This is a genomic window from Pigmentiphaga sp. NML030171, assembly GCF_002188635.1.
In the GTDB taxonomy this organism is placed as follows: domain Bacteria; phylum Pseudomonadota; class Gammaproteobacteria; order Burkholderiales; family Burkholderiaceae_B; genus Pigmentiphaga; species Pigmentiphaga daeguensis.
Map to the genome: position 1 here is coordinate 52,707 of NZ_NINX01000033.1, position 22,728 is coordinate 75,434.

The 22,728-nt window shown below is 67.8% G+C and carries 23 protein-coding genes; 15 read left to right on the forward strand and 8 right to left on the reverse strand.

Going from position 1 to position 22,728, the window contains the following annotated elements:
- Nucleotides 1-74 precede the first annotated feature (74 nt).
- On the forward strand, nucleotides 75-1,022 hold the full coding sequence (locus CDO46_RS12455) for a LysR family transcriptional regulator (RefSeq protein WP_087838794.1): 948 nt from the start codon (nucleotides 75-77) through the stop codon (nucleotides 1,020-1,022).
- Here CDO46_RS12455 and rodA read toward each other — a convergent pair.
- The 5 genes from rodA to CDO46_RS12480 all read right to left on the reverse strand — a co-directional run bounded on the left by rodA (nucleotide 1,019) and on the right by CDO46_RS12480 (nucleotide 6,874).
- On the reverse strand, nucleotides 1,019-2,104 hold the full coding sequence (rodA, locus tag CDO46_RS12460) for a rod shape-determining protein RodA (protein WP_087839092.1): 1,086 nt from the start codon (nucleotides 2,102-2,104) through the stop codon (nucleotides 1,019-1,021). The genes CDO46_RS12455 and rodA overlap by 4 nt on opposite strands.
- A 73-nt stretch (nucleotides 2,105-2,177) precedes the next feature.
- Nucleotides 2,178-4,079: a penicillin-binding protein 2 gene (mrdA, locus tag CDO46_RS12465; RefSeq protein ID WP_087838795.1), complete on the reverse strand. Its 1,902-nt coding sequence runs from the start codon at nucleotides 4,077-4,079 to the stop codon at nucleotides 2,178-2,180.
- Nucleotides 4,080-4,140: 61 nt separating this feature from the next.
- The gene (gene mreD, locus CDO46_RS12470) at nucleotides 4,141-4,683 is read right to left on the reverse strand and encodes a rod shape-determining protein MreD (protein ID WP_338617095.1); all 543 of its coding nucleotides are present in this window, start codon (nucleotides 4,681-4,683) and stop codon (nucleotides 4,141-4,143) included.
- Nucleotides 4,684-4,783: 100 nt separating this feature from the next.
- The gene (gene mreC / locus CDO46_RS12475) at nucleotides 4,784-5,719 is read right to left on the reverse strand and encodes a rod shape-determining protein MreC (protein WP_087838796.1); all 936 of its coding nucleotides are present in this window, start codon (nucleotides 5,717-5,719) and stop codon (nucleotides 4,784-4,786) included.
- 111 nt (nucleotides 5,720-5,830) lie between these two features.
- Nucleotides 5,831-6,874, reverse strand: coding sequence for a rod shape-determining protein (locus CDO46_RS12480; RefSeq protein ID WP_087778192.1), 1,044 nt, complete (start codon nucleotides 6,872-6,874; stop codon nucleotides 5,831-5,833).
- A gap of 213 nt (nucleotides 6,875-7,087) precedes the next feature.
- Between CDO46_RS12480 and gatC the strand changes: the two genes are divergently transcribed.
- Genes gatC through gatB form a run of 3 tightly spaced genes read left to right on the forward strand, consistent with a single transcriptional unit; the run spans nucleotide 7,088 to nucleotide 10,406 of the window.
- Nucleotides 7,088-7,396, forward strand: coding sequence for an Asp-tRNA(Asn)/Glu-tRNA(Gln) amidotransferase subunit GatC (gene gatC, locus CDO46_RS12485; RefSeq protein WP_087838797.1), 309 nt, complete (start codon nucleotides 7,088-7,090; stop codon nucleotides 7,394-7,396).
- A gap of 4 nt (nucleotides 7,397-7,400) precedes the next feature.
- Nucleotides 7,401-8,930, forward strand: coding sequence for an Asp-tRNA(Asn)/Glu-tRNA(Gln) amidotransferase subunit GatA (gene gatA / locus CDO46_RS12490; protein ID WP_087838798.1), 1,530 nt, complete (start codon nucleotides 7,401-7,403; stop codon nucleotides 8,928-8,930).
- 21 nt (nucleotides 8,931-8,951) lie between these two features.
- Nucleotides 8,952-10,406: an Asp-tRNA(Asn)/Glu-tRNA(Gln) amidotransferase subunit GatB gene (gene gatB / locus CDO46_RS12495; RefSeq protein ID WP_087838799.1), complete on the forward strand. Its 1,455-nt coding sequence runs from the start codon at nucleotides 8,952-8,954 to the stop codon at nucleotides 10,404-10,406.
- A 22-nt stretch (nucleotides 10,407-10,428) separates the two neighbouring features.
- On the opposite strand, the gene CDO46_RS12500 is transcribed toward gatB, so the two are convergent.
- Entirely contained in the window at nucleotides 10,429-10,824 is a 396-nt protein-coding gene (locus CDO46_RS12500) for a 4-oxalocrotonate tautomerase family protein (protein WP_087838800.1), read from the reverse strand.
- A gap of 103 nt (nucleotides 10,825-10,927) precedes the next feature.
- Between CDO46_RS12500 and CDO46_RS12505 the strand changes: the two genes are divergently transcribed.
- The 8 genes from CDO46_RS12505 to CDO46_RS12540 all read left to right on the forward strand — a co-directional run bounded on the left by CDO46_RS12505 (nucleotide 10,928) and on the right by CDO46_RS12540 (nucleotide 16,988).
- Complete coding sequence (locus CDO46_RS12505; RefSeq protein ID WP_087838801.1) at nucleotides 10,928-11,848, forward strand: LysR family transcriptional regulator; 921 nt, start codon at nucleotides 10,928-10,930, stop codon at nucleotides 11,846-11,848.
- Nucleotides 11,845-12,447, forward strand: coding sequence for a histidine phosphatase family protein (locus tag CDO46_RS12510; RefSeq protein WP_087838802.1), 603 nt, complete (start codon nucleotides 11,845-11,847; stop codon nucleotides 12,445-12,447). The genes CDO46_RS12505 and CDO46_RS12510 overlap by 4 nt, the downstream gene beginning before the upstream one ends.
- Nucleotides 12,448-12,485: 38 nt before the next feature.
- Nucleotides 12,486-12,875, forward strand: coding sequence for a PIN domain-containing protein (locus CDO46_RS12515; protein WP_132979727.1), 390 nt, complete (start codon nucleotides 12,486-12,488; stop codon nucleotides 12,873-12,875).
- Between the two features lie 137 nt (nucleotides 12,876-13,012).
- Entirely contained in the window at nucleotides 13,013-13,786 is a 774-nt protein-coding gene (locus tag CDO46_RS12520) for an SDR family oxidoreductase (RefSeq protein WP_087838804.1), read from the forward strand.
- Between the two features lie 25 nt (nucleotides 13,787-13,811).
- Nucleotides 13,812-14,720: a LysR family transcriptional regulator gene (locus tag CDO46_RS12525; protein ID WP_087838805.1), complete on the forward strand. Its 909-nt coding sequence runs from the start codon at nucleotides 13,812-13,814 to the stop codon at nucleotides 14,718-14,720.
- A gap of 104 nt (nucleotides 14,721-14,824) precedes the next feature.
- Entirely contained in the window at nucleotides 14,825-15,178 is a 354-nt protein-coding gene (locus CDO46_RS12530; protein WP_087838806.1) for a RidA family protein, read from the forward strand.
- A 102-nt stretch (nucleotides 15,179-15,280) separates the two neighbouring features.
- Entirely contained in the window at nucleotides 15,281-15,934 is a 654-nt protein-coding gene (locus CDO46_RS12535; RefSeq protein ID WP_087838807.1) for a tripartite tricarboxylate transporter substrate-binding protein, read from the forward strand.
- A 142-nt stretch (nucleotides 15,935-16,076) separates the two neighbouring features.
- Entirely contained in the window at nucleotides 16,077-16,988 is a 912-nt protein-coding gene (locus CDO46_RS12540) for a fumarylacetoacetate hydrolase family protein (protein ID WP_087838808.1), read from the forward strand.
- On the opposite strand, the gene CDO46_RS12545 is transcribed toward CDO46_RS12540, so the two are convergent.
- Nucleotides 16,927-18,003, reverse strand: coding sequence for a LysR family transcriptional regulator (locus tag CDO46_RS12545; RefSeq protein ID WP_176400729.1), 1,077 nt, complete (start codon nucleotides 18,001-18,003; stop codon nucleotides 16,927-16,929). The genes CDO46_RS12540 and CDO46_RS12545 overlap by 62 nt on opposite strands.
- Nucleotides 18,000-18,710, reverse strand: coding sequence for an IclR family transcriptional regulator (locus CDO46_RS12550; RefSeq protein WP_087838810.1), 711 nt, complete (start codon nucleotides 18,708-18,710; stop codon nucleotides 18,000-18,002). The genes CDO46_RS12545 and CDO46_RS12550 overlap by 4 nt, the downstream gene beginning before the upstream one ends.
- 126 nt (nucleotides 18,711-18,836) lie before the next feature.
- On the opposite strand from CDO46_RS12550, the gene CDO46_RS12555 reads away from it, so the two are divergent.
- From CDO46_RS12555 to CDO46_RS12565, 3 genes are all read left to right on the forward strand, one after another.
- Nucleotides 18,837-19,469 (forward strand): RraA family protein, encoded by a 633-nt coding sequence (locus tag CDO46_RS12555; protein ID WP_087838811.1) that lies wholly within the window; start codon nucleotides 18,837-18,839, stop codon nucleotides 19,467-19,469.
- A gap of 44 nt (nucleotides 19,470-19,513) precedes the next feature.
- The gene (locus tag CDO46_RS12560) at nucleotides 19,514-20,482 is read left to right on the forward strand and encodes a tripartite tricarboxylate transporter substrate binding protein (RefSeq protein ID WP_087838812.1); all 969 of its coding nucleotides are present in this window, start codon (nucleotides 19,514-19,516) and stop codon (nucleotides 20,480-20,482) included.
- A 174-nt stretch (nucleotides 20,483-20,656) separates the two neighbouring features.
- Complete coding sequence (locus tag CDO46_RS12565; protein ID WP_254914596.1) at nucleotides 20,657-22,708, forward strand: TonB-dependent siderophore receptor; 2,052 nt, start codon at nucleotides 20,657-20,659, stop codon at nucleotides 22,706-22,708.
- The last annotated feature ends 20 nt before the right edge of the window (nucleotides 22,709-22,728 follow it).

Sequence of the window (22,728 nt, forward strand, 5' to 3'; positions counted from 1 at the left end):
GTCATCCTAGTGACGCGCGTAGCATCTAACCAATGAATTCGTTGAATCCAATTCATCCACAGAACAAATAGGTCATGCGCTACCATAAGCTCGATCTGAATCTGCTGGTGGCACTGGATGCGCTACTGGAGGAAGGCAGTGTGTCCCGGGCGGCCGAACGGATCTATCTCAGCCAACCGGCCATGAGCAGTGCGCTGGCCCGGCTGCGCGAACACTTCGGCGACCAGTTGCTGGTGCCGATCGGCCGCCGCATGGTCCTGACCGAGCGGGCGCAGGCGCTGCGTGGAGAAGTCCGCGCGATCTTGCTGCGCATCCAGCAGGTCACGCAGCCACTGGGGGGCTTCGATCCGGCGAACGCTGAGCGCACCTTTTCGATTGCCGCGTCGGATTACTTCTCGATAGTGGTGCTTCCCCATCTGCTGGCCTATTGCAGCCAGCACGCACCGGGCGTGCACCTGGACGTCTACCCGCTCAGCCCGCGGCTGTCCGAGGGTCTGGAACGCGGCGACATCGACCTGTTGATCGTTCCGAGCATCTACGCTTTGCCAGACTATCCCCAATCCACGCTGTTCGAAGATCCATGGGTCGCGGCGGCGTGGTCGGATAATCCGCTGATCGGCGACACCCTGGACGAAGAGCGGTATTTCGCGTTGGAACACGTCATCAAGCGGGAGAATCACGCCATGTTTCCGCCGCTGGACGAGCGCATGCTGAGCGGACTCAAACGCCGGCGCAAGGTGGCCAGCAGCGTGCCGCAGTACAGTCTGCTGCCCATGTGCCTGCCGGGCACTCCCTATCTGGCCACGGTGCAGGCGGGGTTGGCCCGGCTCTACGCGCAATGGCTACCGCTGCGGCTCATGGCGCTGCCGCTGGCCATCCCGCCCTTGATCGAAATCATGCAATGGCCGCACCACAAGATTGGCGACCATGGGATCCGCTGGCTGCGGGAAAGCGTCGCCCACGTGTGCGCAAGCCGGTTCGCGCGAGGCGAGCCGCGCGAGGCCTTTTCCCCGCAATCCTAGCTCTGCACCAGCGCCCGGTGCCGCTGTATCCCCATCAGGATCCCGGCTGCGCAGCCCAGCGTGAGCAGCGCCGTGCCGCCGTAGCTCATGAAGGGCAGCGGGACGCCCACCACGGGCAGGATTCCGCTCACCATGCCCATGTTGACGAAGGCATAGACGAAGAAAACCATGGTCAGCGCACCGGCGAGCAAGCGCGAGAAGACGGTGGGCGCGTTCGCGGCGATGGCCAGCCCGCGGATCAGCAGCAGCAGGTAGAGGAACAACAGCAACAGGTTGCCGACGAAGCCGAACTCCTCGGCGAAGACGGCGAAGATGAAGTCGGTGGTGCGCTCGGGAATGAAATCCAGGTGGGTCTGCGTGCCCTGCATGTAGCCCTTGCCCAGCATGCCGCCCGAGCCGACGGCGATGGCGGACTGGATGGTGTGAAAGCCCTTGCCCAGCGGATCGGAAGCGGGGTTGAGCAGGGTGCAGACACGGTGTTTCTGGTAGTCGTGCAGCACCACCCAGTCCAGGCCGTCCTCGCACAGGGTGTCCTCCAGCGTGACCAGCGTCCCCAGGCCGATCACGCTGACCAGGGTGATCGGCACCAGCAGGCGGAACGACAGGCCGGCGAAGAACAGCACGAAGAACCCCGCGCCGAACACCAGCAGCGCGGTGCCCAGGTCGGGTTGCAGCACGATCAACGAAAACGGCGTCAACATCAGCACGGCGGCCACGATGAAGTCGCGTACCCGCAGCGTGCCCTGGTGCTTGTGGAAATACCAGGCCAGCATCATCGGCACGGCGATCTTCATCACCTCGGAAGGCTGGATGCGGGTGAAGCCCAGGTTCAGCCAGCGTGTCGCGCCCTTGCTGGTCTCGCCGGCGAATTCCACGCCGAACAGCAGGACCAGCCCGACCAGGTAGACCGGCACGGCCAGCCGCATCAGCGTCTGCGGCGAGAGCTGCGCCAGCAGCCACATCGCCAGCAGCGCGATGCCGTAGTTGCGCAACTGGTCGGCGAAGCGGCCGTCGAAGCCGCCTCCGGCCGAGTACATGGACATCAGTCCGATGCCGGCCAGGGCCATCAGGATCAGCAGCATGGGAGCGTCGAACACCGCGACCGTGCGCAGCAAGACGGTGCGCCAGGTCAGGCGGTTGAACAGGCCCGGTCCATCAATCACCGGAAGCCTCCACAGGTTGGGGTGGCGTGTCGGGCACGGGCCCGCCCGGGCGCTTGCCCAGCAGCCAGAAGTCGAATACCTGGCGCGCCACCGGCGCGGCCACCGTGGCGCCCCAGCCGGCGTTCTCGACGATCAGGGCCACCGCGATGCGCGGGTGGTCCAGCGGCGCGAAGGCCATGAACAAGGCGTGGTCGCGCAACCGCTCGTCGATGCGGTTGGCGTTGTAGCGTTCCCCCGTGCGCAGGCTGTAGACCTGCGCCGTACCGGTCTTGCCCGCCGCGACGTAGGGCGCGCCGGCAAAGGCCCGGGCCGCGGTGCCGCTGCGCGTCACCGAGGCCATGGCCTGCTTGATCATCCTGACGTTCTCGGGCTTGAGCGGGATGCGATAGCTCTCGTGCGGGACGGTCAGGGTCTGTTCGCCGGTGGCGCTGTCCTGCAGGGACTTCACCAGGTGGGGCTTCATGTAGACGCCGTCGTTGGCCAGCACCGAGGTGGCCTGGGCCAGTTGCAGCAGCGTAAAGGCGTTGTAGCCCTGGCCCACGCCGATGGAGATGGTTTCGCCCGCGTACCAGCGCTGTTGCTCGGGCTTGGAATAGGCCCGCCGCTTCCAGGCGGTGGACGGCAGGATGCCGGTCTTCTCGCCGCCCAGGTCGATGCCGGTGATCTGGCCGAAACCGAAGGGCTTCATGAAGTCGTGGATGGCGTCCACGCCCAGGTCGGCGGCCAGCGAATAGAAATAGGTGTCGGACGAGACCTCCAGCGCGCGGCGCATGTCTATCGTGCCGTAGGCCCGTTCCCCGGAGTTGCGGTAGCGCCGGTCGCCGAATTCGAAATAACCGGGGTCGTACATGGTCCCGGTGAAGGTCCGCTTGCCCAGTTCCAGTCCGGCCAGCGCCATGAAGGGCTTGTAGGTGGAGCCGATGGGATAGGTGCCGTACAGCGGCCGGTTGATCAGCGGGCGGTCGGGCGACTCGTTCAGCGCCTTCCAGTTGTCCACGTCGATGCCGTCGACGAACAGGTTGGGATCGAACGACGGGCGGGAGACGAAGGCCAGGATGTCGCCCGTGGACGGTTCGATCGCCACCAGCGCGCCCCGCCGGTTGCCGAACGCCGCCTCGGCGATCTTCTGCAGCTCGATGTCGATGGACAGGATCAGGTTCTTGCCCGAAACCGGCGGCGTGCGCGAAAGCGTCCGCACCGCGCGGCCCGAGGCGGTCACCTCGACCTCCTCGACCCCGGTCTTCCCGTGCAGCACGCTCTCGTAGGATTTTTCCAGGCCTTCCTTGCCTATGTAATCCGTTCCCCGATAGTTGGAAATGGTGCCATCTTCTTCCAACCGGCCGATATCGCGCTGGGAAATCCGCCCTATGTAGCCGACCACATGCGCCGCGGTCTCGCCCTGGGGGTAGTTGCGCAGCAGCCGCGCGCGGATTTCCACGCCCGGGAAACGATAGGCCTGGGCGGCGAAGCGGGCGACCTCCTCGTCGGTCAGGCGGCTGCGGATGGGCAGGCTCTCGAACCGCCGCGACTCGCCCAGCAACTGGCGGAAACGGCGGCGATCGCGGGCGTCGATGTGCACCACCTCGCCCAATTGCTCGATGGTCTCGTCCAGCTTGCCCGCCTTGGACGGGGTGATTTCCAGCGTATAGGCCGAGTAGTTGCGGGCCAGAAGCGCGCCATTGCGGTCCACGACGATGCCCCGATGGGGCGTGATGGGCACGACCGAGATGCGGTTCTGCTCGGCACGGGCGGCATAGGCGTCGTGGTTGGCGACCTGCAGGTACCAGAACCTGGATCCGAGCAGGCCGAAGCAGACGAGAACGAGCCCCACCGCCACCAGCAGGCGCAGGCGGAAATGCTGGAGTTCGCGCTCGGTATTCTTGAGTTCGGTCATGTGCTGCGGAAACCCGGCCCCTGCGGGCCGGACGGTGTTGCGTGGTGCCGGCTGGCCTGGCTTAGATGGGCCTCGTGTCGTCGGGGTCCACCGGCCTGCGCTGGGGGGCTTGCAGGATCCAGCCCGCCAGCGGCCACAACAGGGCCGAGATCACGCTGTTCAGCGCCCACCACCAGCCGGGCCAGGTGCCGTCGAGCCAGCCGCGGATAGAGAATACCGTGAGTTCGGAGACGAAAAAAACCGGCAGCACGTGCAAGGCCTGCAGCCAGGGCGAGAACCACGACAGCCGCCGGTGCATCAGCAGCGCCAGATAGACCATCAAGGTGTAGGACAGCGCGTGCTCGCCCAGGCGGGCCGACCCGTGCACGTCCATCAGGATGCCGAAGACGAAGGCGGTCAACATGCCCACGCGCCGGGGCTCGTGGACGCTCCAGAATACCAGGCAGATCGCCAGCGCGTCGGGGATGCCGCCCACCTGGCCCCAGGGCAGCAGGTTGAGCAGCCAGGCCAGGAACAGCGTGAGCCAGATGAAGCGGGGTTCGACCGGCAAGAGCAGGTGTTCGGTCGGAACCCGGGAACGTGGCAGCGTGGAAGGTGCTTTCAACGGAAGCCCCCCCCTGCGCGCTGACGCGCGCCCCCCAGGGGGCGGCACTGGCGGACCGGCGGAGCCGGATCCGCCGCGCCCTGGATGAGGAAGTGTGCTTTCATCGGCTGGGGGTAGCGCGGGGCGCCATGGATGATGGGGACGACTTGTCCGACAGTTCGCTTTTGGAGGATTCGTCCCCCGGCGCGCCGGGAAGTTCCTGCGGCTTGATGGTCTGCAGCACCAGGAAATGCCGGTAGCGGTCCACGCCGGCCACCGGCTTGCACAGGATGCGCGCGAAGCCGGAACTGGCGTCGCGCTCGACCGATTCGACCGTGGCCACCGGCAGGCCCTCGGGATAGATGCCATCCAGCCCGCTCGTGACCAGGGTGTCGCCCACCTGGATGTCGGCGTCGGACGCCATGAACCGCAGGCCCAGCCGGCCCGGGATCTCGCCGCCGGAGGTGATGCCGCGCAGGCCGTTGCGCAGCACCTGGATGGGAATGGACTGCACCCGGTCGGTCAGCAGCGCGACCTCGGAGGTCATGGGCGAGGTGCGCACCACCTGCCCCACCACGCCGCCGTCGTCGATGACCGGCATGCCGGCGATGATGCCGTAGTGGCTGCCCTTGTCGATGATGAGGCGGCGCGAGAAGGCGTCGCGCGACTCGTACAGCACCTGCACCAGGACGGCGGGCGCCGGAACGCGCTCGCTGGCGCCCAGCAACCGGCGCAGCTGGGCGTTCTCGGAAGCCAGTTGCGCGGCCTGGGCGGTGGACTGCGCCATCTCGATGCGCTGGCGGCGCATCAGCTCGATTTCCTGCTGGACGCTGCTGTTGACCTCGAAGAAATCGGCCACGTAGCGCACGCCGTCGCGAGGCAGCAGCATCACGCGCTGGAACGGATACAGGACGACGCTGACCGCTTCACGCAAGGCATCGAGCGCCCGCATGCGGGTATCGACCACCAGCATGACCAGGGACAGGAACACGAAGAACGCCAGCCGGACCAAGGCCGGCGGCCCTTGCTTGAAAAACGACGGTGGACTGTATTGCATGGAAGTATGTCCAGCGTCCGGCGATGCCGGGACAGGTCCCGAGGAAAAAAGACCGGGGCGAACCGCTTGTCAGCCGCTTCGCCCCGTCGCGATGACAACCACGAGAAAAGATTACTCGTTCGTGAAGATGGCGCCCAGTTTGTCCATGCGCTCGAGCGCCTGGCCGCAGCCGCGCACCACGCAGGTCAGCGGATCCTCGGCCACGATGACGGGTAGGCCGGTTTCTTCCTGCAGCAGGCGGTCCAGGTCGCGCAGCAGCGCGCCGCCGCCAGTCAGCATGATGCCCTTCTCGGTGATGTCGGCGCCCAGCTCGGGCGGGGTCTGCTCCAGCGCGATCTTCACGGCCGAGACGATCTGGTTCAGCGGATCGGTCAGCGCCTCGAGGATTTCGTTGGAGGAAACGGTGAAGCTGCGGGGGATGCCTTCGGACAGGTTGCGGCCCTTGACTTCCATTTCCTTGACCTCGGAGCCGGGGAACGCCGATCCGATGGCCTTCTTGATGAGTTCGGCCGTGGGTTCGCCGATCAGCATGCCGTAGTTGCGGCGGATGTAGTTGACGATGGCCTCGTCGAACTTGTCGCCGCCCACGCGCACCGAGCCCTTGTAGACCATGCCGCCCAGCGAGATCACGGCGACCTCGGTGGTGCCGCCGCCGATGTCCACCACCATCGAGCCGCTGGCGTCGGAAACCGACAGGCCGGCGCCGATGGCCGCGGCCATGGGTTCCTCGATCAGGAACACCTGGCTGGCGCCGGCGCCCAGCGCCGATTCCCGGATCGCCCGGCGCTCGACCTGCGTGGAGCCGCAGGGAACGCAGATGATGATGCGGGGGCTGGGGGCGAACAGGCCCTTGGGGTGGACCATGCGGATGAACTGCTTGAGCATCTGCTCGGTCACGGTGAAGTCGGCGATCACGCCGTCCTTCATGGGGCGGATGGCTTCGATGTTGCCGGGCACGCGGCCCAGCATCTGCTTGGCTTCCTTGCCCACCGCCTGGATCGTTTTCTTGCCGCTGGGCCCGCCTTCCTGGCGGATGGCCACCACCGAGGGTTCGTTCAGCACGATGCCCTTGCTGCGGACGTAGATCAGCGTGTTGGCGGTGCCAAGGTCGATCGCCAGATCATTGGAAAAATAACTGCGCAGGAAACTGAACATCGGGAATCTTTTATGAAGAACGGATGCGGGGTGGGCGGGTCCGGTAAACGCGAAATGATAACTTATAATCCTGCTTCAATACCCTGAAACTGCATCAAAGTTCTGCATTATTCTCGATTCTGCGGTCTTCGAAGCAGTGCTACGACCCACCCGGCCCCGAAGCGCGCCAAAGCCCCGTCCGACGCCGTTTCGCAGCCTTTCCATCACACTGCCATGGCGCTTACCGAAACCGACGTCACGCGCATCGCGCGGCTGGCCCGTCTCGAACTTGCGGGCGACACCCAGGCCCGCGTCCTGAAGGACCTGAACGGCATCTTCGGCCTGATCGAGCAACTGCAGGCGGTCGACACCCAGGGCGTGGAACCGCTCACCCATCCCATCTCGGCCATCGAGGACGTGGCGCTGCGCCTGCGCGAGGACGCCGCCACCGAGCCGGCCACCGCCGAATCGCGCGACGCCCTGCTGGCCAACGCCCCGGCCGTCCAGGACGGCCTGTTCCTGGTGCCCAAGGTCATCGAGTAAGCCCATGCCCCAACCCCTGCACACCGAATTCTCCGGCATCACCGAGCTGCGCAAGGCCCTGGACGAGCGCCGCGTCTCGGCCGTCGAGCTGGCGCAAAGCGCGCTCGAGGCCATCGCCGCCCGCCACGAACTCAATGCCTTCCTGCACGTCGACCCCGAACTGACGCTGGCCCAGGCCCGCGCCGCCGACGCCGCGCTGGCGAACGGCCAGGCCGGTCCGCTGGCCGGCATCCCCATCGCCCACAAGGACGTCTTCGTCACCCGCGGCTGGCGCACCACGGCGGCCAGCGCCATGCTGAAGGACTACGTCAGCCCGTTCGACGCCACCGTGGTCGAACGACTGGCCGCGGCGGGCGCGGTCACCCTGGGCAAGCTCAATTGCGACGAGTTCGCGATGGGTTCGTCCAACGAGAACTCGGCCTACGGCCCGGTCCTCAACCCCTGGGACACCGCGGCCGTGCCCGGCGGTTCGTCCGGCGGCTCGGCCGCCGTGGTCGCCGCGGGCCTGGCCGTGGGCGCCACGGCCACCGACACCGGCGGGTCGATCCGGCAGCCGGCCTCGCTGTGCGGCGTCAGCGGCATCAAGCCCACCTACGGCACCGTGTCCCGCTACGGCATGATCGCCTACGGCTCCAGCCTGGACCAGGGCGGCCCAATCGCCCGCCACGCGCGCGACCTGCTGGAACTGCTGGACCCCATCACCGGCTTCGACGAACGGGACTCCACCAGCCTGGAACGCTGCGGCGCCGAGCCCAACGCCCCCGGCCGCGTGCGCGCGGCGTTCGACGCGTTCGCGGCGCGGGCCCAGGGCGACAAGCCGCTGGCCGGCCTGCGCATCGGCATCCCGCGCGAATTCTTCGGCGCCGGGCTGGCCGACGACGTGCGCATGGCCATCGAGACCGCGCTGCAGCAATTCGAGGCGCTGGGCGCCCGGCGGGTGGACATCTCGCTGCCGCGCACGGAACTGTCCATCCCGGCCTACTACGTCATCGCCCCGGCCGAGGCCTCGAGCAACCTCTCGCGCTACGACGGCGTGCGCTACGGCCACCGCGCGGCCCAATACCGCGACCTGGCCGACATGACCAGCCGCTCGCGCGCCGAGGGCTTCGGCCTGGAAGTGCAGCGCCGTATCCTGACGGGTACCTACGTGCTGTCGCACGGCTACTACGACGCCTACTACCTGCAGGCGCAGAAGGTGCGCCGGCTGGTGGCCGACGATTTCCAGAAGGCGCTGCGGGACCAGTGCGACGTGATCGTCGGCCCCGTGTCCCCCACCGTGGCCTGGAACCTGGGCGAGAAGACCGACGATCCGGTGGCCATGTACCTGGCCGACATCTACACGCTCAGCCTGAACCTGGCGGGCCTGCCCGGGGTGTCCATCCCCTGCGGCTTCGGCCTGGGTCCGGTGCACGGCCAGCGCCCCGTCGGCCTGCAGATCATCGGCAATTATTTCGACGAGGGCCGGTTGCTCGGCATCGCCGACATCTTCCAACAAGCCACCGATTGGCATGATCGCCGCCCGGGCAGCCTGTGATCCTTCAAGCGGAATGAACGTATGAACTGGGAAGTCGTCATCGGTCTCGAAACGCACGTGCAACTGTCCACGGCGTCCAAGATCTTCTCGGGCAGCAGCACCCGCTTCGGGGCCCCGGCCAACATGCAAGCCAATGCCGTGGACCTGGCGCTGCCGGGCACGCTGCCGGTCATGAACCGGGGCGCGGTCGAACGCGCCATCAAGCTGGGCCTGGCGCTGGGCTCGCACATCGCGCCGCGCTCGATCTTCGCGCGCAAGAACTACTTCTATCCCGACCTGCCCAAGAACTACCAGATCAGCCAGTACGAGATCCCGGTCGTGCAGGGCGGCTCGCTCACCTTCTTCGTGGGCGAGCGGGAAATGACCATCAACCTGACCCGGGCCCACCTGGAAGAAGACGCGGGCAAGTCGCTGCACGACGACTTCGCCGGCCCCCACGGCGAAAAGTCCACCGGCATCGACCTGAACCGCGCCGGCACCCCGCTGTTGGAAGTCGTGTCCGAGCCCGAGATGCGTTCTGCCGAGGAAGCCGTGGCCTACGCCAAGGCGCTGCACGCGCTGGTGGTCTGGCTGGGCATCTGCGACGGCAACATGCAGGAAGGCTCGTTCCGCATCGACGCCAACGTGTCCGTGCGCCCCGTGGGCCAGAAGGAATTCGGCACCCGCACCGAGACCAAGAACGTCAACTCGTTCCGCTTCCTCGAACGCGCCATCCAATACGAAGTGCGGCGCCAGATCGAACTGATCGAGGACGGTGGCAAGGTGGTGCAGGAAACCCGCCTGTACGACCCCGACCGCGACGAGACCCGCAGCATGCGGTCCAAGGAAGACGCGCACGACTACCGCTATTTCCCGGATCCCGACCTGCCGCCGCTGGTCATCGCGCCGGACTGGATCGAGCGCGTGCGCGCCGACATGCCCGAGCTGCCCGCCGCCAAGCGCGCCCGCTTCGAAGCCGACTACGGCCTGCCCGCCTACGACGCCGCCCAGCTCACCGGCAGCCGCGATACCGCCGACTTCTTCGAGGCCACCGCCAAGGCGCTGCCCGCCGGCCAGGCCAAGCTGGCCGCCAACTGGATCATGGGCGAGCTGGCCGCCGCCCTGAACCGCGAGGAAATGGACATCGCCCGGAGCCCCGTCTCCAGCGCCCAGCTGGGCAAGCTGCTGGCGCGCATCGCCGACGGCACGATCTCGAACAAGATCGCCCGCGACGTGTTCGCCGCCATCTGGCAGGGCGAGAACGGCGGCGACGCCGATGCCATCATCGAAGCGCGCGGCCTCAAGCAGATCAGCGATACCGGCGCCATCGGCAAGATGATCGACGACGTGCTGGCCGCCAACCCCGCGATCGTGGCCGAATACCGCGCCGGCAAGGAAAAGGCCTTCAACTCGCTGGTCGGCCAGGTGATGAAGGCCGCCAAGGGCAAGGCCAACCCGCAGCAGGTCAACGAACTGCTGAAACAGAAGCTGGCCTAGGACCCGTCCTCCGCCCGGCGCGTCACCCGGCGCGCTGGTGCCGGTACTCCTGCGTCGCGCCGCCGTAGCCGTAGGCGGCGGCGCGCGCATCGATCACGTGTACGTACGAGCATTCGTGCACGCCTCCCAACAGCTCCTTGAATGCCGCGTAGACCTCGCGGATGAAGCGCGCCTTCTCGGCCTTGGTATTGGTCTCGTCGGTCACGCTGATGTCCAGGTGAAAGGCATTGGCCCCTTGCTCCTCCAGCGATCGGCCGCCGATGAACCACTGGTCCTTCGGGACGTACTGGACCGCGACGGCGATGACCCGCTCTTCCTTGCCCAGGATGGATTGGGTCAGCCGGGTGGCCGCCTGGACGGCTTCCCGGGTCAGGGCCGCCTCGGGCTGGCCGGAAAGATGGATGACGATGTGTGGCATGACAGACTCCTCGTGCAATGGACGAGGCCAGTCTAGGGCGGCCTTTGACATTTGAAAAACGGGATTTTAGGATCTTATCCATCAAACTTTCCGATGGATAGGCATGGACGGCTTCGAGTTCGACCAATTGCGCACCCTGGCCGCCGTGGCCGACGCCGGCAGCCTGACGGCAGCCGCGCCGCGCCTCTTCCTGTCGCAATCGGCCGTCAGCGAACAGATTCGCAAGCTCGAGGACAAGGCCGGCCAGCGCCTGCTGGTGCGCGCCAAGCGCGGCGTCACCCTGACCCCCGCCGGCGACCGCCTGTTGGCCCATGCCCGGCGCCTGCTGGCCTTGAACGAAGAAGCCTACCGCGACCTGCGCGGCGTACCCCTGCTGGGCGAACTGCGCCTGGCCGTCACCGATTACTTCCGCCCGGGAGACATCGCGCCCCTGCTGCGCCGGCTGGGCCAGAACCATCCCGGGGTGCGCCTGCACGTGGCCATCCTGAAAAGCGGCGTCATCGAACAGGCCTATGCGCGCGGCGAGTTCGACGTGGCGATCTCGATGCGCATCGAATCCCGGGGCGCAGGTGGCCGCCGCCCGCCCGCCGGGCTGCGCCTGCGGCGCGAACCGCTGTGCTGGACGGCGGCCGACGGCGCACCGCCGGCGTTCAGCCGTACCGCCCCGCTGCCGCTGGTGGCCCTGCCGGACACCTGCGCCCTGCACCAATACACCGTCGGCCTGCTGGATCGCGCCAAGGTACCCTACCTGCTCGCGCACGTGGCATCGGGCGTGGCCGGCATGCAGCAGGCCGTGGCGGCGGGACTGGGCATCGCCTGCCTGAACGCCTCGTCGCTGGGGCCCGGCATGGCGCGGCTGGCTCCCGGCCGGCGGTTGCCCGCGCTGCCCGACGCCACCTTCCACCTGCTGCCTCCACGCCAGGGCGAGAGCGCCTTCGTCGCCCAGGCTCGCGAGGCCCTGGGCGCGCAATTCTCGCAACCGGTGTACAACAAGACCCTTTCCTTCCCGCTTGCCGCTCCATGACATTGCGCGAACTCTGGCTGATCCGCCACGGACAAAGCACGGCCAACGCCGGGGCGGCCACTTCCGAGGTAGGCTCCAGCCCGCTGACGGCGCTGGGCCGCGAACAGGCCCTGCTTGCCGCCCGCCAGGTCGACCGGCGCCCCGATCTGCTGATCGTCTCGCCCTTCCTGCGGGCGCAGGAAACCGCCGCGCCCATCCTGGAAAAATGGCCCGCCACCCCGATGGAGATCTGGCCCATCCAGGAATTCACCTACCTGTCGGCCCTCAAGTGCGCGGGGCTGAACGTGCACGAGCGCCGGCCCCTGGCCGACGCCTACTGGCGGCGCGCCGACCCCGACTATCGCGACGGCGACGACGCCGAATCGTTTTCCGAGTTCGCAGGCCGCCTGCGCGCCTTCGACGAGCGCGTGCGCACGCTGCGCGGCTTCGTCGTCGCGGTCGGCCACGGCCAGTTCTTCCACGCCTACCAGCTCGCGCTCGCGCTGGGGCTGGAAACCACGCCGCCCTGGATGCGGCGCTTCCGCGAGACGGACCTGGCGTCGCCCATCGAGAATGGGCAGGTCGTGCGGGTGGACCTCGCCAGATTGATATCAAAATGATGAAATGATTTCAAATCCATCATTTTGAGGATTTGAAAATGCGTTCCATCACTGTCCGAAATATTCCCGAGGAGGTTCATCGCGCCATTCGGGTTCGCGCAGCGATGCATGGCCACAGCACAGCAGCCGAAGTCCGCGGCATTCTGGAGCAAGCCGCCAGGCCCGAAGGCAAACGGCGCACCATCTATCTCGATCGTCAGGAGCACGAGGTCCTGCCAGCATTCTCGGGCCGCATTCTGCCCTTTGACCTGGATGCATCTCGCGCGTACTCCGACCTGATGACCGGGGCGCGAAAGGCCGGCAAGGCCATCGGCAAGGCGGATGGCTACATCGCTGCTTCGGCTCTCGCGCGGGGCTTCGCGGTCACCACCCGCGACACCAGTCCCTTAGAAGCCGCGGGACTGACCGTCATCAATCCTTGGAAGTAGCGCCACCATGGCGGCCGAGATCGGGTGTACCGCGATTGGCCGGATTTCCTGGATAGTCCATCCAGTCCCCGGGGGCTGATCGGATCGGCCCACGCTCCTAAGCTGGAACCCTCGTTTCCATCGCACAGGAGTTTTCCATGGCAGACCATTCGATACGCGGCAAGGTCGCGCTGATCGCCGGCGGCGCGAAGAATCTCGGCGGACTGATCGCGCGCGACCTGGCCGCGCAGGGCGCCAAGGCCGTCATCGTCCACTACAACAGCCCGGCGTCCAAGGCGGACGCGGACGCCACCGTGGCCGCGGTCCGCGCCGCGGGCGCCGAGTCGGCGGCCCTGCAGGCCGACCTGACGACGGCCGGTGCGGTGGAAAAACTGTTCGCCGATGCCATCGCCGTGGCCGGACGGCCGGACATCGCCATCAACACCGTAGGCAAGGTGCTGAAGAAGCCCATCGTCGACATCAGCGAAGCCGAATACGACGAGATGTCGGCGGTCAACGCCAAGTCGGCGTTCTTCTTCCTGAAGGAAGCTGGCCGCCATGTGAACGACAACGGCAAGATCGTGACGCTGGTGACCTCGCTGCTGGGCGCGTTCACGCCGTTCTACGCGGCCTACGAAGGCACCAAGGCGCCGGTGGAGCACTTCACCCGCGCGGCGGCCAAGGAGTTCGGCCAGCGCGGCATCTCGGTGACCGCGGTCGGCCCGGGCCCGATGGACACGCCCTTCTTCTATCCCGCCGAGCAGGCCGAGGCGGTGGCCTACCACAAGACCGCGGCGGCCCTGTCGCCATTCTCGAAGACCGGGCTGACCGACATCCAGGACGTGGTCCCGTTCATCCGCCACCTTGTCAGCGACGGCTGGTGGATCACGGGCCAGACCATCCTCATCAACGGCGGCTACACCACCAAATAGCGGCATCCTGCTCTATGCTTGGGGCATGGATCGCTTCGACCAGTATCGCGTTTTCGTCCAGGTAGCGGAGATGGGCAGCTTCATCAAGGCGGCCCACGCGCTGGAGCTGCCGCGCGCCTCGGTGTCGGCGGCCGTCCAGCAATTGGAGGCACAGGTCGGCGCGCGCCTGCTCCATCGCACGACCCGGCGCGTGTCGCTGACCGCCGACGGCCAGCAGTTGATCGAACGCATACGGCCGCTGCTGGCCGAGGTCGAGGACATCGACCAGTTGTTCCACGCGCGCGAAAAACAGGTGGCCGGGCGGCTGACCGTGGACGTGCCCAGCCGCATCGCGCGCCGCCTGGTCGTGCCCGCGCTGCCCGGCCTGCTGCAGCGCCATCCCCGCCTGCAACTGCTGCTGCGCTCGGGCGACCGCGCCATCGACCTCGTGCGCGAAGGCGTGGACTGCGCGGTGCGCATCGGCGCCCTGCACGACAGCAGCCTGGTCGTTCGTCCGCTGGGCGACATCGCGCTGATCAATTGCGCCAGCCCCGCATACCTGCGCCAGCACGGCGAACCCCGCCATCCCGACGAACTGGCCGATGGCCATTGGGCCGTGGGCTATGCCTCGGCCACCACGGGCCGCGAAACGGCGTGGGAATACCTGGACGCCGCCGGCGAACCGCGGAGCCGGGACGTGCCCAGCCAGGTGGTGGTGAACAATGCCGAGAACTACATCGCCTGCTGCCGGATGGGCCTGGGGCTGATCCAGATCCCTCGTTTCGACGTGCGGCATCTGCTCGATGCCGGCGAACTGGTCGAGGTCATGCCCGGCCTGCGCCCCGCGCCCATGCCGGTCTCCCTGCTGTATCCCCACCGCCGGCAGCGGTCGCGCCGGCTGGCCATGTTCGTGGAATGGTTCGAGGCCCTGATGCGGCCGCACCTGGACGCCTGAGGCCGCCGGAGATTCTTCCCGGTTCTCGGGAGATAAGTTTCTTTCATTATGGCGGCGGCGCGCATCGCGCCCACAATGTGCCGGCACACACCAAGGAGCCGCGCATGACCATCGAACGCCTGAACGAAAACGCCCACATGAGCAAGATCGTGATCCACGACAACCTCGTCTACATGTCGGGGCAGGTCGCGGACGATCCCTCGCAGGACTTCGACGGCCAGTTGCGCCAGATCCTGGCCAAGCTCGACGCCCAGCTCGAAGGCATAGGCCTGGACCGCAAGCACATCCTGAGCGCCATGGTCTGGATCGACGACTACAAGAAATGGCCCAGGCTCAACGAGATCTGGGACCAGTGGGTGATTCCCGGCCACAAGCCGGTGCGCTCCTGCGTCGAGGCCAAGCTGGCCTTTCCCGAATACGAGGTCGAGATCGCCGTGACCGCGGCGCGCAAGCCGTAGGCCAACGCCCATCCGGGCACACGAGGCGCATCATGATCCCGACCCTTATCCGGCGAGCCTGGCTCGCTCTTCTGTTCGCGGTGGCGGCTACGGTTCAAGCAGCTGGGCTATGACCCGTTCACCGACCTCGCGCCGGTGGCCAAGCTGCCGACCTGGGAACTGGGGCTGGCCGTGCCGGCCTCGTCCCCGGTGCGCAGCCTGCAGGACTTCCTGGCCTGGGCCAAGGCCCATCCCACGGCGGCCTTCTACGGCACGCCGTCGGCCGGCAGCATCCAGCATTTCCTGGGCGTCTCGCTGTCGCAGACCACCGGCGTGCGGATGGAACACATCGGATACAAGGGCGCCGCCGAGGTCATCACCGCGCTGGTCGGCGCGCAGATCCCGGCGGCGATCCTGAACATCGGCGAGATGCTGAACCTGCAGCAGGCCGGCAAGGTCCGCATCCTGGCCACCTTCGGCTCGCAGCGGGCGGCCGAGCTGCCAGACGTGCCCACCGCGGCGGAACTGGGCCTGCGGATGGATACGGCCCAGGGCTGGGGCGGCATCTATGCGCCGGCGCGCACGCCGGATGCCCGCATCGCCCGGCTCAACGCGGCCATCGTCCGCGCCTTGAAAGAGCCCGACGTGCGCGCGAAGCTGGCCCAGATGGGCATGACCCCGGTGGACAGCACGCCCCGCCAACTGGACGAACAAGGCCGCCGCGAGCTCGAACAATGGCGCCAGGCAGTCCAGGCCTCGGGCTTCAGTGCTGATTAGAGGTTCCCCCCTACGCGCTTCGCGCGCCCCCCAGGGGGCGATGCGGGTGGACCGGCGGAGCCGGATCCACCGCATCCTGGGTTGAGTAGCGTCTGCCGCATGCGACGGATCGCTCATGGATGGATGGAATGAGGAAGCAACGATGTTTTCTTTGACTACCCGCTTGGTGCATGGCGCGCCGACCGGCTGTTTGCAGACCGCCCGGGGCTGCTATCCGATCGCGGCATCGGCCCGGGCGCTTGGGATGGACGCGATGCCGGACAGCATCATCGGCCTGTTCCGCGACTGGGCCGCCCACCAGCCGGGGCTGGCGCGCATCGCAGGCGCCGAAGGCGAGCTGCGCGCGCTGGCCGTGCCGGCCGACGCCCCCGAGCTGGCGCCGCTGCAATATCCCGGCAAGGTCCTGTGCGCCGGCGCCAACTACTACGACCACCTGGCCGAGATGAAGGTACCGGACGCGCACGACAAATCCGCGCAGCGGCTGTTCTTTTTCTTCAAGCCGGCGCGGCAGGCGGTGGTGGGTCCCGGCGCCACCGTGCGCATTCCGCGCGGCTGCCGGTCCTTCGACTGGGAGATCGAACTGGCGCTGGTGATCGGCCGCGAGGCCCGCGCGATCGCCGCCGGGGACTGGCGCGAGCACGTCGCGGCCTATTGCGTGGCGATCGATTTTTCCGCCCGCGACCTGAACCGCGCGCCCGAGACCTTCTACAAATTCGACTGGGTCGCGGGCAAGGCGCACGACACCAGTTGCCCGCTCGGCCCGCTGGTGCCGGCCGCCTTCGTTGCCGACCCGCACGACCTGGCCATGCGCCTGGACGTCAACGGCGACGTCCGGCAGGATGCGCGCACCTCGGGCATGATCTTCGACATCGGCGAGCAACTGGCGACGCTGTCGCGCATCATGACGCTGGAACCCGGCGACGTGGTGCTGACCGGCACCCCGGCGGGCGTGGGCGCCGCGCGCCGCAGCTTTCTTGCCGCGGGCGACGTGGTCAGCGCCCGGATCGAGTCCCTCGGCGCCCTGCGGGTGGAGATCCAGCCGCCGCCTGCCTGACGGGACGCTGGCGGGCCGCGGCTTCCCGCGCCCGCGCCTCCAGCCCCGCGATCTCGTGCACCACGTCCAGGAAATGGCCGACCGCCGGCGAGACCGGACGATGGGCATGGGTGATGACGCCCACGGGCGGAATCGTCAACGGCAGCGCGAAGGGCAGGATGGCGAACAGCCCCTGGTCGCGGTAGTGGGCCGCCACGCGCCCCGGCACGACGGCCAGCATGGCCGACTTCTGGATCACGGCCTGGCTGAGCAGCAGCGACGCGGTCTCCACGCGCGGCCGGGGCACGGGCACGCCGGCCTTCACGAACATCTGCTCGAACTGGGGCCGCATGGGCGCGAACTCGGTGGGCAGTATCCACTGCGACGCGGCCAGCTCGGACAGGTCCAGGCGCCGTCGGCGCGCCCAGGGATGGCCGCTGCGCACGACCACGCAGACGGGCTCGTCATACAACAGCTCGCTTCGGAACGCCGGATCCTGGGTGGCCGCGGTCAGGCGGCCCAGCACCACGTCCAGTTCCTGGCGCGCCAGCGCCGGCAGCAGCACTTCGTTGCTGCCTTCGGTGGCCAGCACCACCACGTCCGGCCAGCGCTCGTGCAGCCGGTCCAGCGCCGTGCCCAGCAGCACCGACACCGCCGCCGGAAACACGCCCACCCGCACGCGGCCATGCGCGCCTTCGCGTATCAGCTGGACCTCGGTCAAGGAATCGCCCACGCTGCGCAGGATGCTGCGGGCCCACCGTATGGCCGCGTCACCACCCGGCGTGGGCCGCAACCCGCTGGACGAACGGGTGAACAACTGCGTGCCGTAGATGTCCTCGGCATCGCGCAGCAGCTTGCTGGCGGCGGGCTGCGTCATGCTGAGCCGCGCCGCGGCCTTGTGGATGCTGCCCGTGTTGTCCAGCACATCGAGCAGTTCCAGGTGCCGCAGCCGCAGCCGGCCCCGCACGCGGTTGTCCAGCCGGATGTCCATGTTGCTCCCCTTGTCCCCCGCTCGCGGATCGGCGGGCGCGGTCATGACTCTTCCCCGTACACGGTGTCGCACCATGACTCCGACGCGCCCAGCGCCGCCGACAGCATCCGGCCATGCTCCATCAGCAGGGCCCGGTGGCCCGCCCCGTTCGGCTCCACCCGCTGCGCCAGGCCGGACAGCGTCAGCGCCCCCGCGAACGCGTCCTGGTCGCCGAACACCGGCACCGACCAGGACGTGACGAACTGGTGGTAGAGGCCGCTCGAATGCGTGGGCAGGTCCTCGGGCAGCGCGATCCGCCGGTCGCCCACGACCCAGACATGGAAGACCTGGCCGGTCGCGCTGTCGTCGAAAGGCAGCAGGCTGCCGGCCGTGAGCTGGTCATGCATGCCCTCGTTCGGCTGGATGCGGAACAGGCACAGGCGCTGGCCTTCGCTGGCCACGTAGTAAGACGCGGTTTCCCCGCTTGCCCGCGACAACTCGCGCAACTGCGGCACGACGATGTCGGCCAGGCGGAAACTGCGCTCGCACACCCTGCCCAGGTACAGCACCCGCGGGCCCAGCGAATAGCGGCCGTCGGCATGGCGCACCACGTAGCGCGTGCGCACCAGCGAATTCAGCAGACGATAGATGGTGGTCTTGTGCAGCGGCAGGCGCGCGGCGAAATCGGCCAGGCTGAGACGGTCGGCGTCCAGCCGGAAACAGTCCAGGACGGCCATGGCCCGCTCCACGGCGGTCACGCCTTCGTTGCTCATGCGGCTTTCCTTGATGCAGGTCCGGCATCGTACCGACCAATCGTTGTATAGCGTACAACGAAATTGTATGGATTAAAGTCCCATCGAGCGGCCCGGCCCGTGCCGCAGTTCTTCCCAGGAGTTCGCATGACATCCGCCTTCGACCATCCCGACTGGCTGGCCTCCTCCCTGCTGGCCGACGTCGGCGCCTACGCGCTGTCCGCGCGCATCAAGCCGCTGGATCCGGCCTGGCGGCTCTGGGGTCCGGCCCTGCCGGTGTCCGTCCCTCCCGGCGACAACCTTGCCATCCACCATGCGCTGACCCTCTGCCGGGCCGGCGAGGTGCTGGTGATCGATGCCCAGGCCTATCTGGAACGCGCCGTCATGGGCGGCATCATGACCACCCAGTCCAAGGCCGCCGGCCTGGCCGGCGTGGTCATCGACGGCGCGATCCGCGACAGCCTGGAGCTGGTCGGGCTGGGCCTGCCGGTCTTCGCGGCGGGAACGCACCCGGCCGGCCCCTCGAAGAAGGGCGACGGCAGCGTGCTGCATCCCATCGTCTGCGCGGGCGCCCCCGTGCGCGCGGGCGACTGGATCCACGGCGACTGCGACGGCGTGGTGGTCGTGCCGCTGGAACGCAGGGACGAACTGCTGGCCGCCGCGCACGCGAAGTACCTGCGCGAGCGGGAACGCATGGCCGCCATCGCCCGGGGCGAGCTCAAGCCCGCCTGGCTGGACGCGGACCTGGCCCGCGCCGCCATCGCCGTGGGCGCCCGTTAGCGCGCATGCCGCGCGCCTATCCCATAACGAACCGGAGACGACTCATGTATCGACGCCCCTTCCTGGCCGGCGCCCTGGCGAGCCTGGCCTTGTGCGCAGCGCCCACCGCCGGCGCGCAATCCTATCCCGCCAAGCCCCTGCGCTTCGTCGTGCCGTTCGCCGCGGGCGGCCCGGCCGACGTGGTGGCGCGCGAGGTCGCCACCCGGCTGGGCCAGCAACTGGGCCAGACCATCGTGGTGGAAAACATGGGCGGCGGCCACGGCGTCCCGGCCATGAACGCCGTCGGCCGCGCGGCTCCCGACGGCTACACGCTGCTGATGGCGGCGTCGGGCAACGTCACCATCCAGCCGCTGACCATGCGCAGCAGCGCCGAGGCGATGAAGCGCCTGGTGCCGGTCGGCATGGTGTCCAGCAGTCCCCACGTGCTGGTGGTGACGACGAAGATTCCCGTCACCAGCGTGCAAGAGCTGATCGACTACGCCCGCCAGCACCCGGGCAAGGTGAACTTCGGCTCGGCCGGCACCGGCGGCGTGGCGCACCTGGGCATGGAGCTGTTCAAGGCCCTGAGCCGCACCCAGATCGAGCACATCCCCTACAAGGGCACCTCGCAGGTCATGGTGGACCTGGCCTCGGGCGAGGTCCAGGCCCTGTTCAGCAGCATGCCGTCGCTGAAGGCCCTGATCGACAAGGGCTCGATCCGGGCGCTGGGGCTGACGGCTCCCAGCAAGGCGTCGGACACCGCCAGCCTGCCGCTGATCTCGGCCACGCTGCCCGGCATGGAATACACCACCTGGTACGGCCTGTACGCGCCCACAGGCACGCCGCGGCCCGTCATCGACAAGCTCAACGCCGAGCTGCGCAAGACGCTGACCGACCCGGCGCTGGTCGCCCGCATGCGCGAGCAAAGCGTGGACCTGATCGCCAGTACACCCGCCGAACTGGATGCCCGCACGAAGCAGGACACCGAGAAATGGGGCCGGCTGATCAAGGAAGAGAACCTGAAGATCGACTGACCGCTTCCCCGGCTCCATCCGACGCCCGCGACCGGTTTGCCCGGTCGCGGGCGTTTTTTGGCTCTTTTCAAGAATCAAAATATAAATGATAGTGAGAATTAATCTTGATTAAAATCAATATTTGCTCAAGAATCTCGGCTTCGTTCGTCCATGCCTCGCGGCCCGGTTGGTTCCATGTCCCGTTCGTCCTCCTTCCTCTCCACGCCGTCCCGCCTGCGCCGGGCGCTCCATGTCGCCCTGAGCGCGCCCCTGGCCACCGCCGCCGTGGCCATGGCGCAGGAGACCCACACGCTCGCGCCCGTCGTCGTCACCGGCACCCGCACCGAGAAGGCACTGGACGACACCCCCATCCGCACCGAAGTCGTCACCCGCGAGGAAATCGAGCGCACCCATGCCCGCACCCTGACCCAGGCGCTGGAGAACATCCCCGGCCTGCAGCTGCGGGAAATCCACGGCAAGTCGGGCTATGAGCTGTCCCTGCAGGGCCTGAGCAGCGACCAGGTGCTGGTGCTGATCGACGGCCTGCCGATCTCGGCCAGCACCGGCTCCACGGTGGACCTGAGCCAGTACCTGCTGACGGACGTCGACCACATCGAAGTGGTCAAGGGCGCCACCTCGGCGCAATACGGCAGCTCGGCCATGGGCGGCGTCATCAACGTCATCACCCGCCCCGCGCAGCCGGGACTGTCGGGCACGGCCACCCTGGATGCCGGCAGCTACGGCAGCCAGAACAGCAAGGGCGGTTCGCGGCGGCCGGCCAACCGGCACGGCCAGTTCTCCATCCAGGGCGGCAACGAACAACTGCGCGGCCGCATCGCGGCCGACGTGCTGGACGACGATGGCTTCGGCGTCAACCCCGATGCCTGGAGCCGCCAGGGCGACGAGATCCGCCGCCAGCAGTATTCGGCACGCGTGGACTGGCTGCCCGGCGCCCGCCAGCGCTACTTCGTGGACGGCAGCATCTACCGCGAGGACGATACCCAGCGCTACACCACCTTCGTGCCGCCCAACCTGCTGCCGCAGCGCAAGACCGAGACCATCGAGCGCAAGCGCATCACCGGCGGCGGCCAGTGGGAACTCGGCAACGGCACCAGGCTGCAACTGAAGGGCGTGGGCGAGCGCTACGACAGCACCTCTCAGGCCTACTCCAACGACTTCCCGACCACGCGCCGCAATGCCAAGCAGGAAATGGGGCACCTGACCGCGCAGGTGGACCTGCCGGCCTGGCGCAACCAGCTGTGGCAATTCGGCGCCGACTACCACTACGAAGACCTGAAGCAGGACAACAACGGCGTCTCCGAATTCGTGCGCAGCGGTTCGGTCGATCGTTCCAGCAAGGAAGTCTTCGCCCAGAACGACATCATCTTCAACGACACCTGGGAACTGCTGCTGGGCGCCCGCTACCAGGACGACTCCGACTTCGGCGGCCACTTCGCGCCCAAGGCCAGCCTGCGCGGCAAGCTGCTCAACACCCAGGACTGGAACGGCGTGCTGCGGGCAAGCTTCGGCCAGGGCTATCGCGTGCCCAACCTCAAGGAACGCTACTACCTGTTCGACCACCGCGCCCTGGGCTACATGGTGCTGGGCAATCCCGACCTGAAGCCCGAGGCCTCCAACAGCTTCCAGCTGGGCGGCACCCTGACCTTCCGCCAGGACGTCACGTTCGAGATCAATGCCTTCATGAACCGGGTGAAGGACCTGATCCAGACGGACATGAGCAATACCACCATCATCGATGGCGTCACGGCCTACACCTACCGCAACATCGCGCGCGCCCGCACCCAGGGCATCGAGACCGGCCTGCGCTGGCAGGCCACGCCGGCCCTCGCGCTGAACGCCGGCTACACCTTCACCGACGCCAAGAACCTGGACACCGGCGGCGAACTGACCCGGCGGCCGCGCCACATCGGCCGCATCGGCGCCGACTGGCGCGCCCTGCCCGACACCACGGTATCCGTGCGCACCCGCATCCAGAGCAGCGAGCTGATCTCGTCCGACGACGTCGCCCAGTCCAACGGCGGCTCGGGCGGCGGCGGCCGCTCGCCGGGCTGGACCACGCTGGACCTGACGGTGAACCAGAAGATCGGCCGCCAGCTCACGGTGTTCGCCGGCATCAACAACCTGTTCGACCGCCAGCGCGACTTCTCCAATCCAACCGATTTCGGCCCGCTCCGAGGCCGCTTCGTCTACGTCGGGGCGCGCTACGCCTTCGGCTCGACCCAATGACCTTTCCTAGGGGGGAACCC

Bases quoted from the DNA above. Each gene is read 5' to 3' on its own strand.
- CDO46_RS12550 (WP_087838810.1), bottom strand. From the start codon at position 18,710: ATGAGCAACGAAGGCGTGACCGCCGTGGAGCGGGCCATGGCCGTCCTG.
- gatC (WP_087838797.1), top strand. From the start codon at position 7,088: ATGGCGCTTACCGAAACCGACGTCACGCGCATCGCGCGGCTGGCCCGT.
- CDO46_RS12505 (WP_087838801.1), top strand. From the start codon at position 10,928: ATGGACGGCTTCGAGTTCGACCAATTGCGCACCCTGGCCGCCGTGGCC.
- CDO46_RS12520 (WP_087838804.1), top strand. From the start codon at position 13,013: ATGGCAGACCATTCGATACGCGGCAAGGTCGCGCTGATCGCCGGCGGC.
- CDO46_RS12515 (WP_132979727.1), top strand. From the start codon at position 12,486: ATGCGTTCCATCACTGTCCGAAATATTCCCGAGGAGGTTCATCGCGCC.
- CDO46_RS12540 (WP_087838808.1), top strand. From the start codon at position 16,077: ATGTTTTCTTTGACTACCCGCTTGGTGCATGGCGCGCCGACCGGCTGT.
- rodA (WP_087839092.1), bottom strand. From the start codon at position 2,104: ATGCTGCTGATCCTGATGGCCCTGGCCGGCATCGGACTGATGTCCATG.
- CDO46_RS12510 (WP_087838802.1), top strand. From the start codon at position 11,845: ATGACATTGCGCGAACTCTGGCTGATCCGCCACGGACAAAGCACGGCC.
- CDO46_RS12555 (WP_087838811.1), top strand. From the start codon at position 18,837: ATGACATCCGCCTTCGACCATCCCGACTGGCTGGCCTCCTCCCTGCTG.
- mrdA (WP_087838795.1), bottom strand. From the start codon at position 4,079: ATGACCGAACTCAAGAATACCGAGCGCGAACTCCAGCATTTCCGCCTG.
- CDO46_RS12455 (WP_087838794.1), top strand. From the start codon at position 75: ATGCGCTACCATAAGCTCGATCTGAATCTGCTGGTGGCACTGGATGCG.
- gatA (WP_087838798.1), top strand. From the start codon at position 7,401: ATGCCCCAACCCCTGCACACCGAATTCTCCGGCATCACCGAGCTGCGC.
- CDO46_RS12500 (WP_087838800.1), bottom strand. From the start codon at position 10,824: ATGCCACACATCGTCATCCATCTTTCCGGCCAGCCCGAGGCGGCCCTG.
- CDO46_RS12565 (WP_254914596.1), top strand. From the start codon at position 20,657: ATGTCCCGTTCGTCCTCCTTCCTCTCCACGCCGTCCCGCCTGCGCCGG.
- gatB (WP_087838799.1), top strand. From the start codon at position 8,952: ATGAACTGGGAAGTCGTCATCGGTCTCGAAACGCACGTGCAACTGTCC.
- CDO46_RS12480 (WP_087778192.1), bottom strand. From the start codon at position 6,874: ATGTTCAGTTTCCTGCGCAGTTATTTTTCCAATGATCTGGCGATCGAC.
- CDO46_RS12530 (WP_087838806.1), top strand. From the start codon at position 14,825: ATGACCATCGAACGCCTGAACGAAAACGCCCACATGAGCAAGATCGTG.
- CDO46_RS12545 (WP_176400729.1), bottom strand. From the start codon at position 18,003: ATGACCGCGCCCGCCGATCCGCGAGCGGGGGACAAGGGGAGCAACATG.
- CDO46_RS12525 (WP_087838805.1), top strand. From the start codon at position 13,812: ATGGATCGCTTCGACCAGTATCGCGTTTTCGTCCAGGTAGCGGAGATG.
- mreC (WP_087838796.1), bottom strand. From the start codon at position 5,719: ATGCAATACAGTCCACCGTCGTTTTTCAAGCAAGGGCCGCCGGCCTTG.
- CDO46_RS12560 (WP_087838812.1), top strand. From the start codon at position 19,514: ATGTATCGACGCCCCTTCCTGGCCGGCGCCCTGGCGAGCCTGGCCTTG.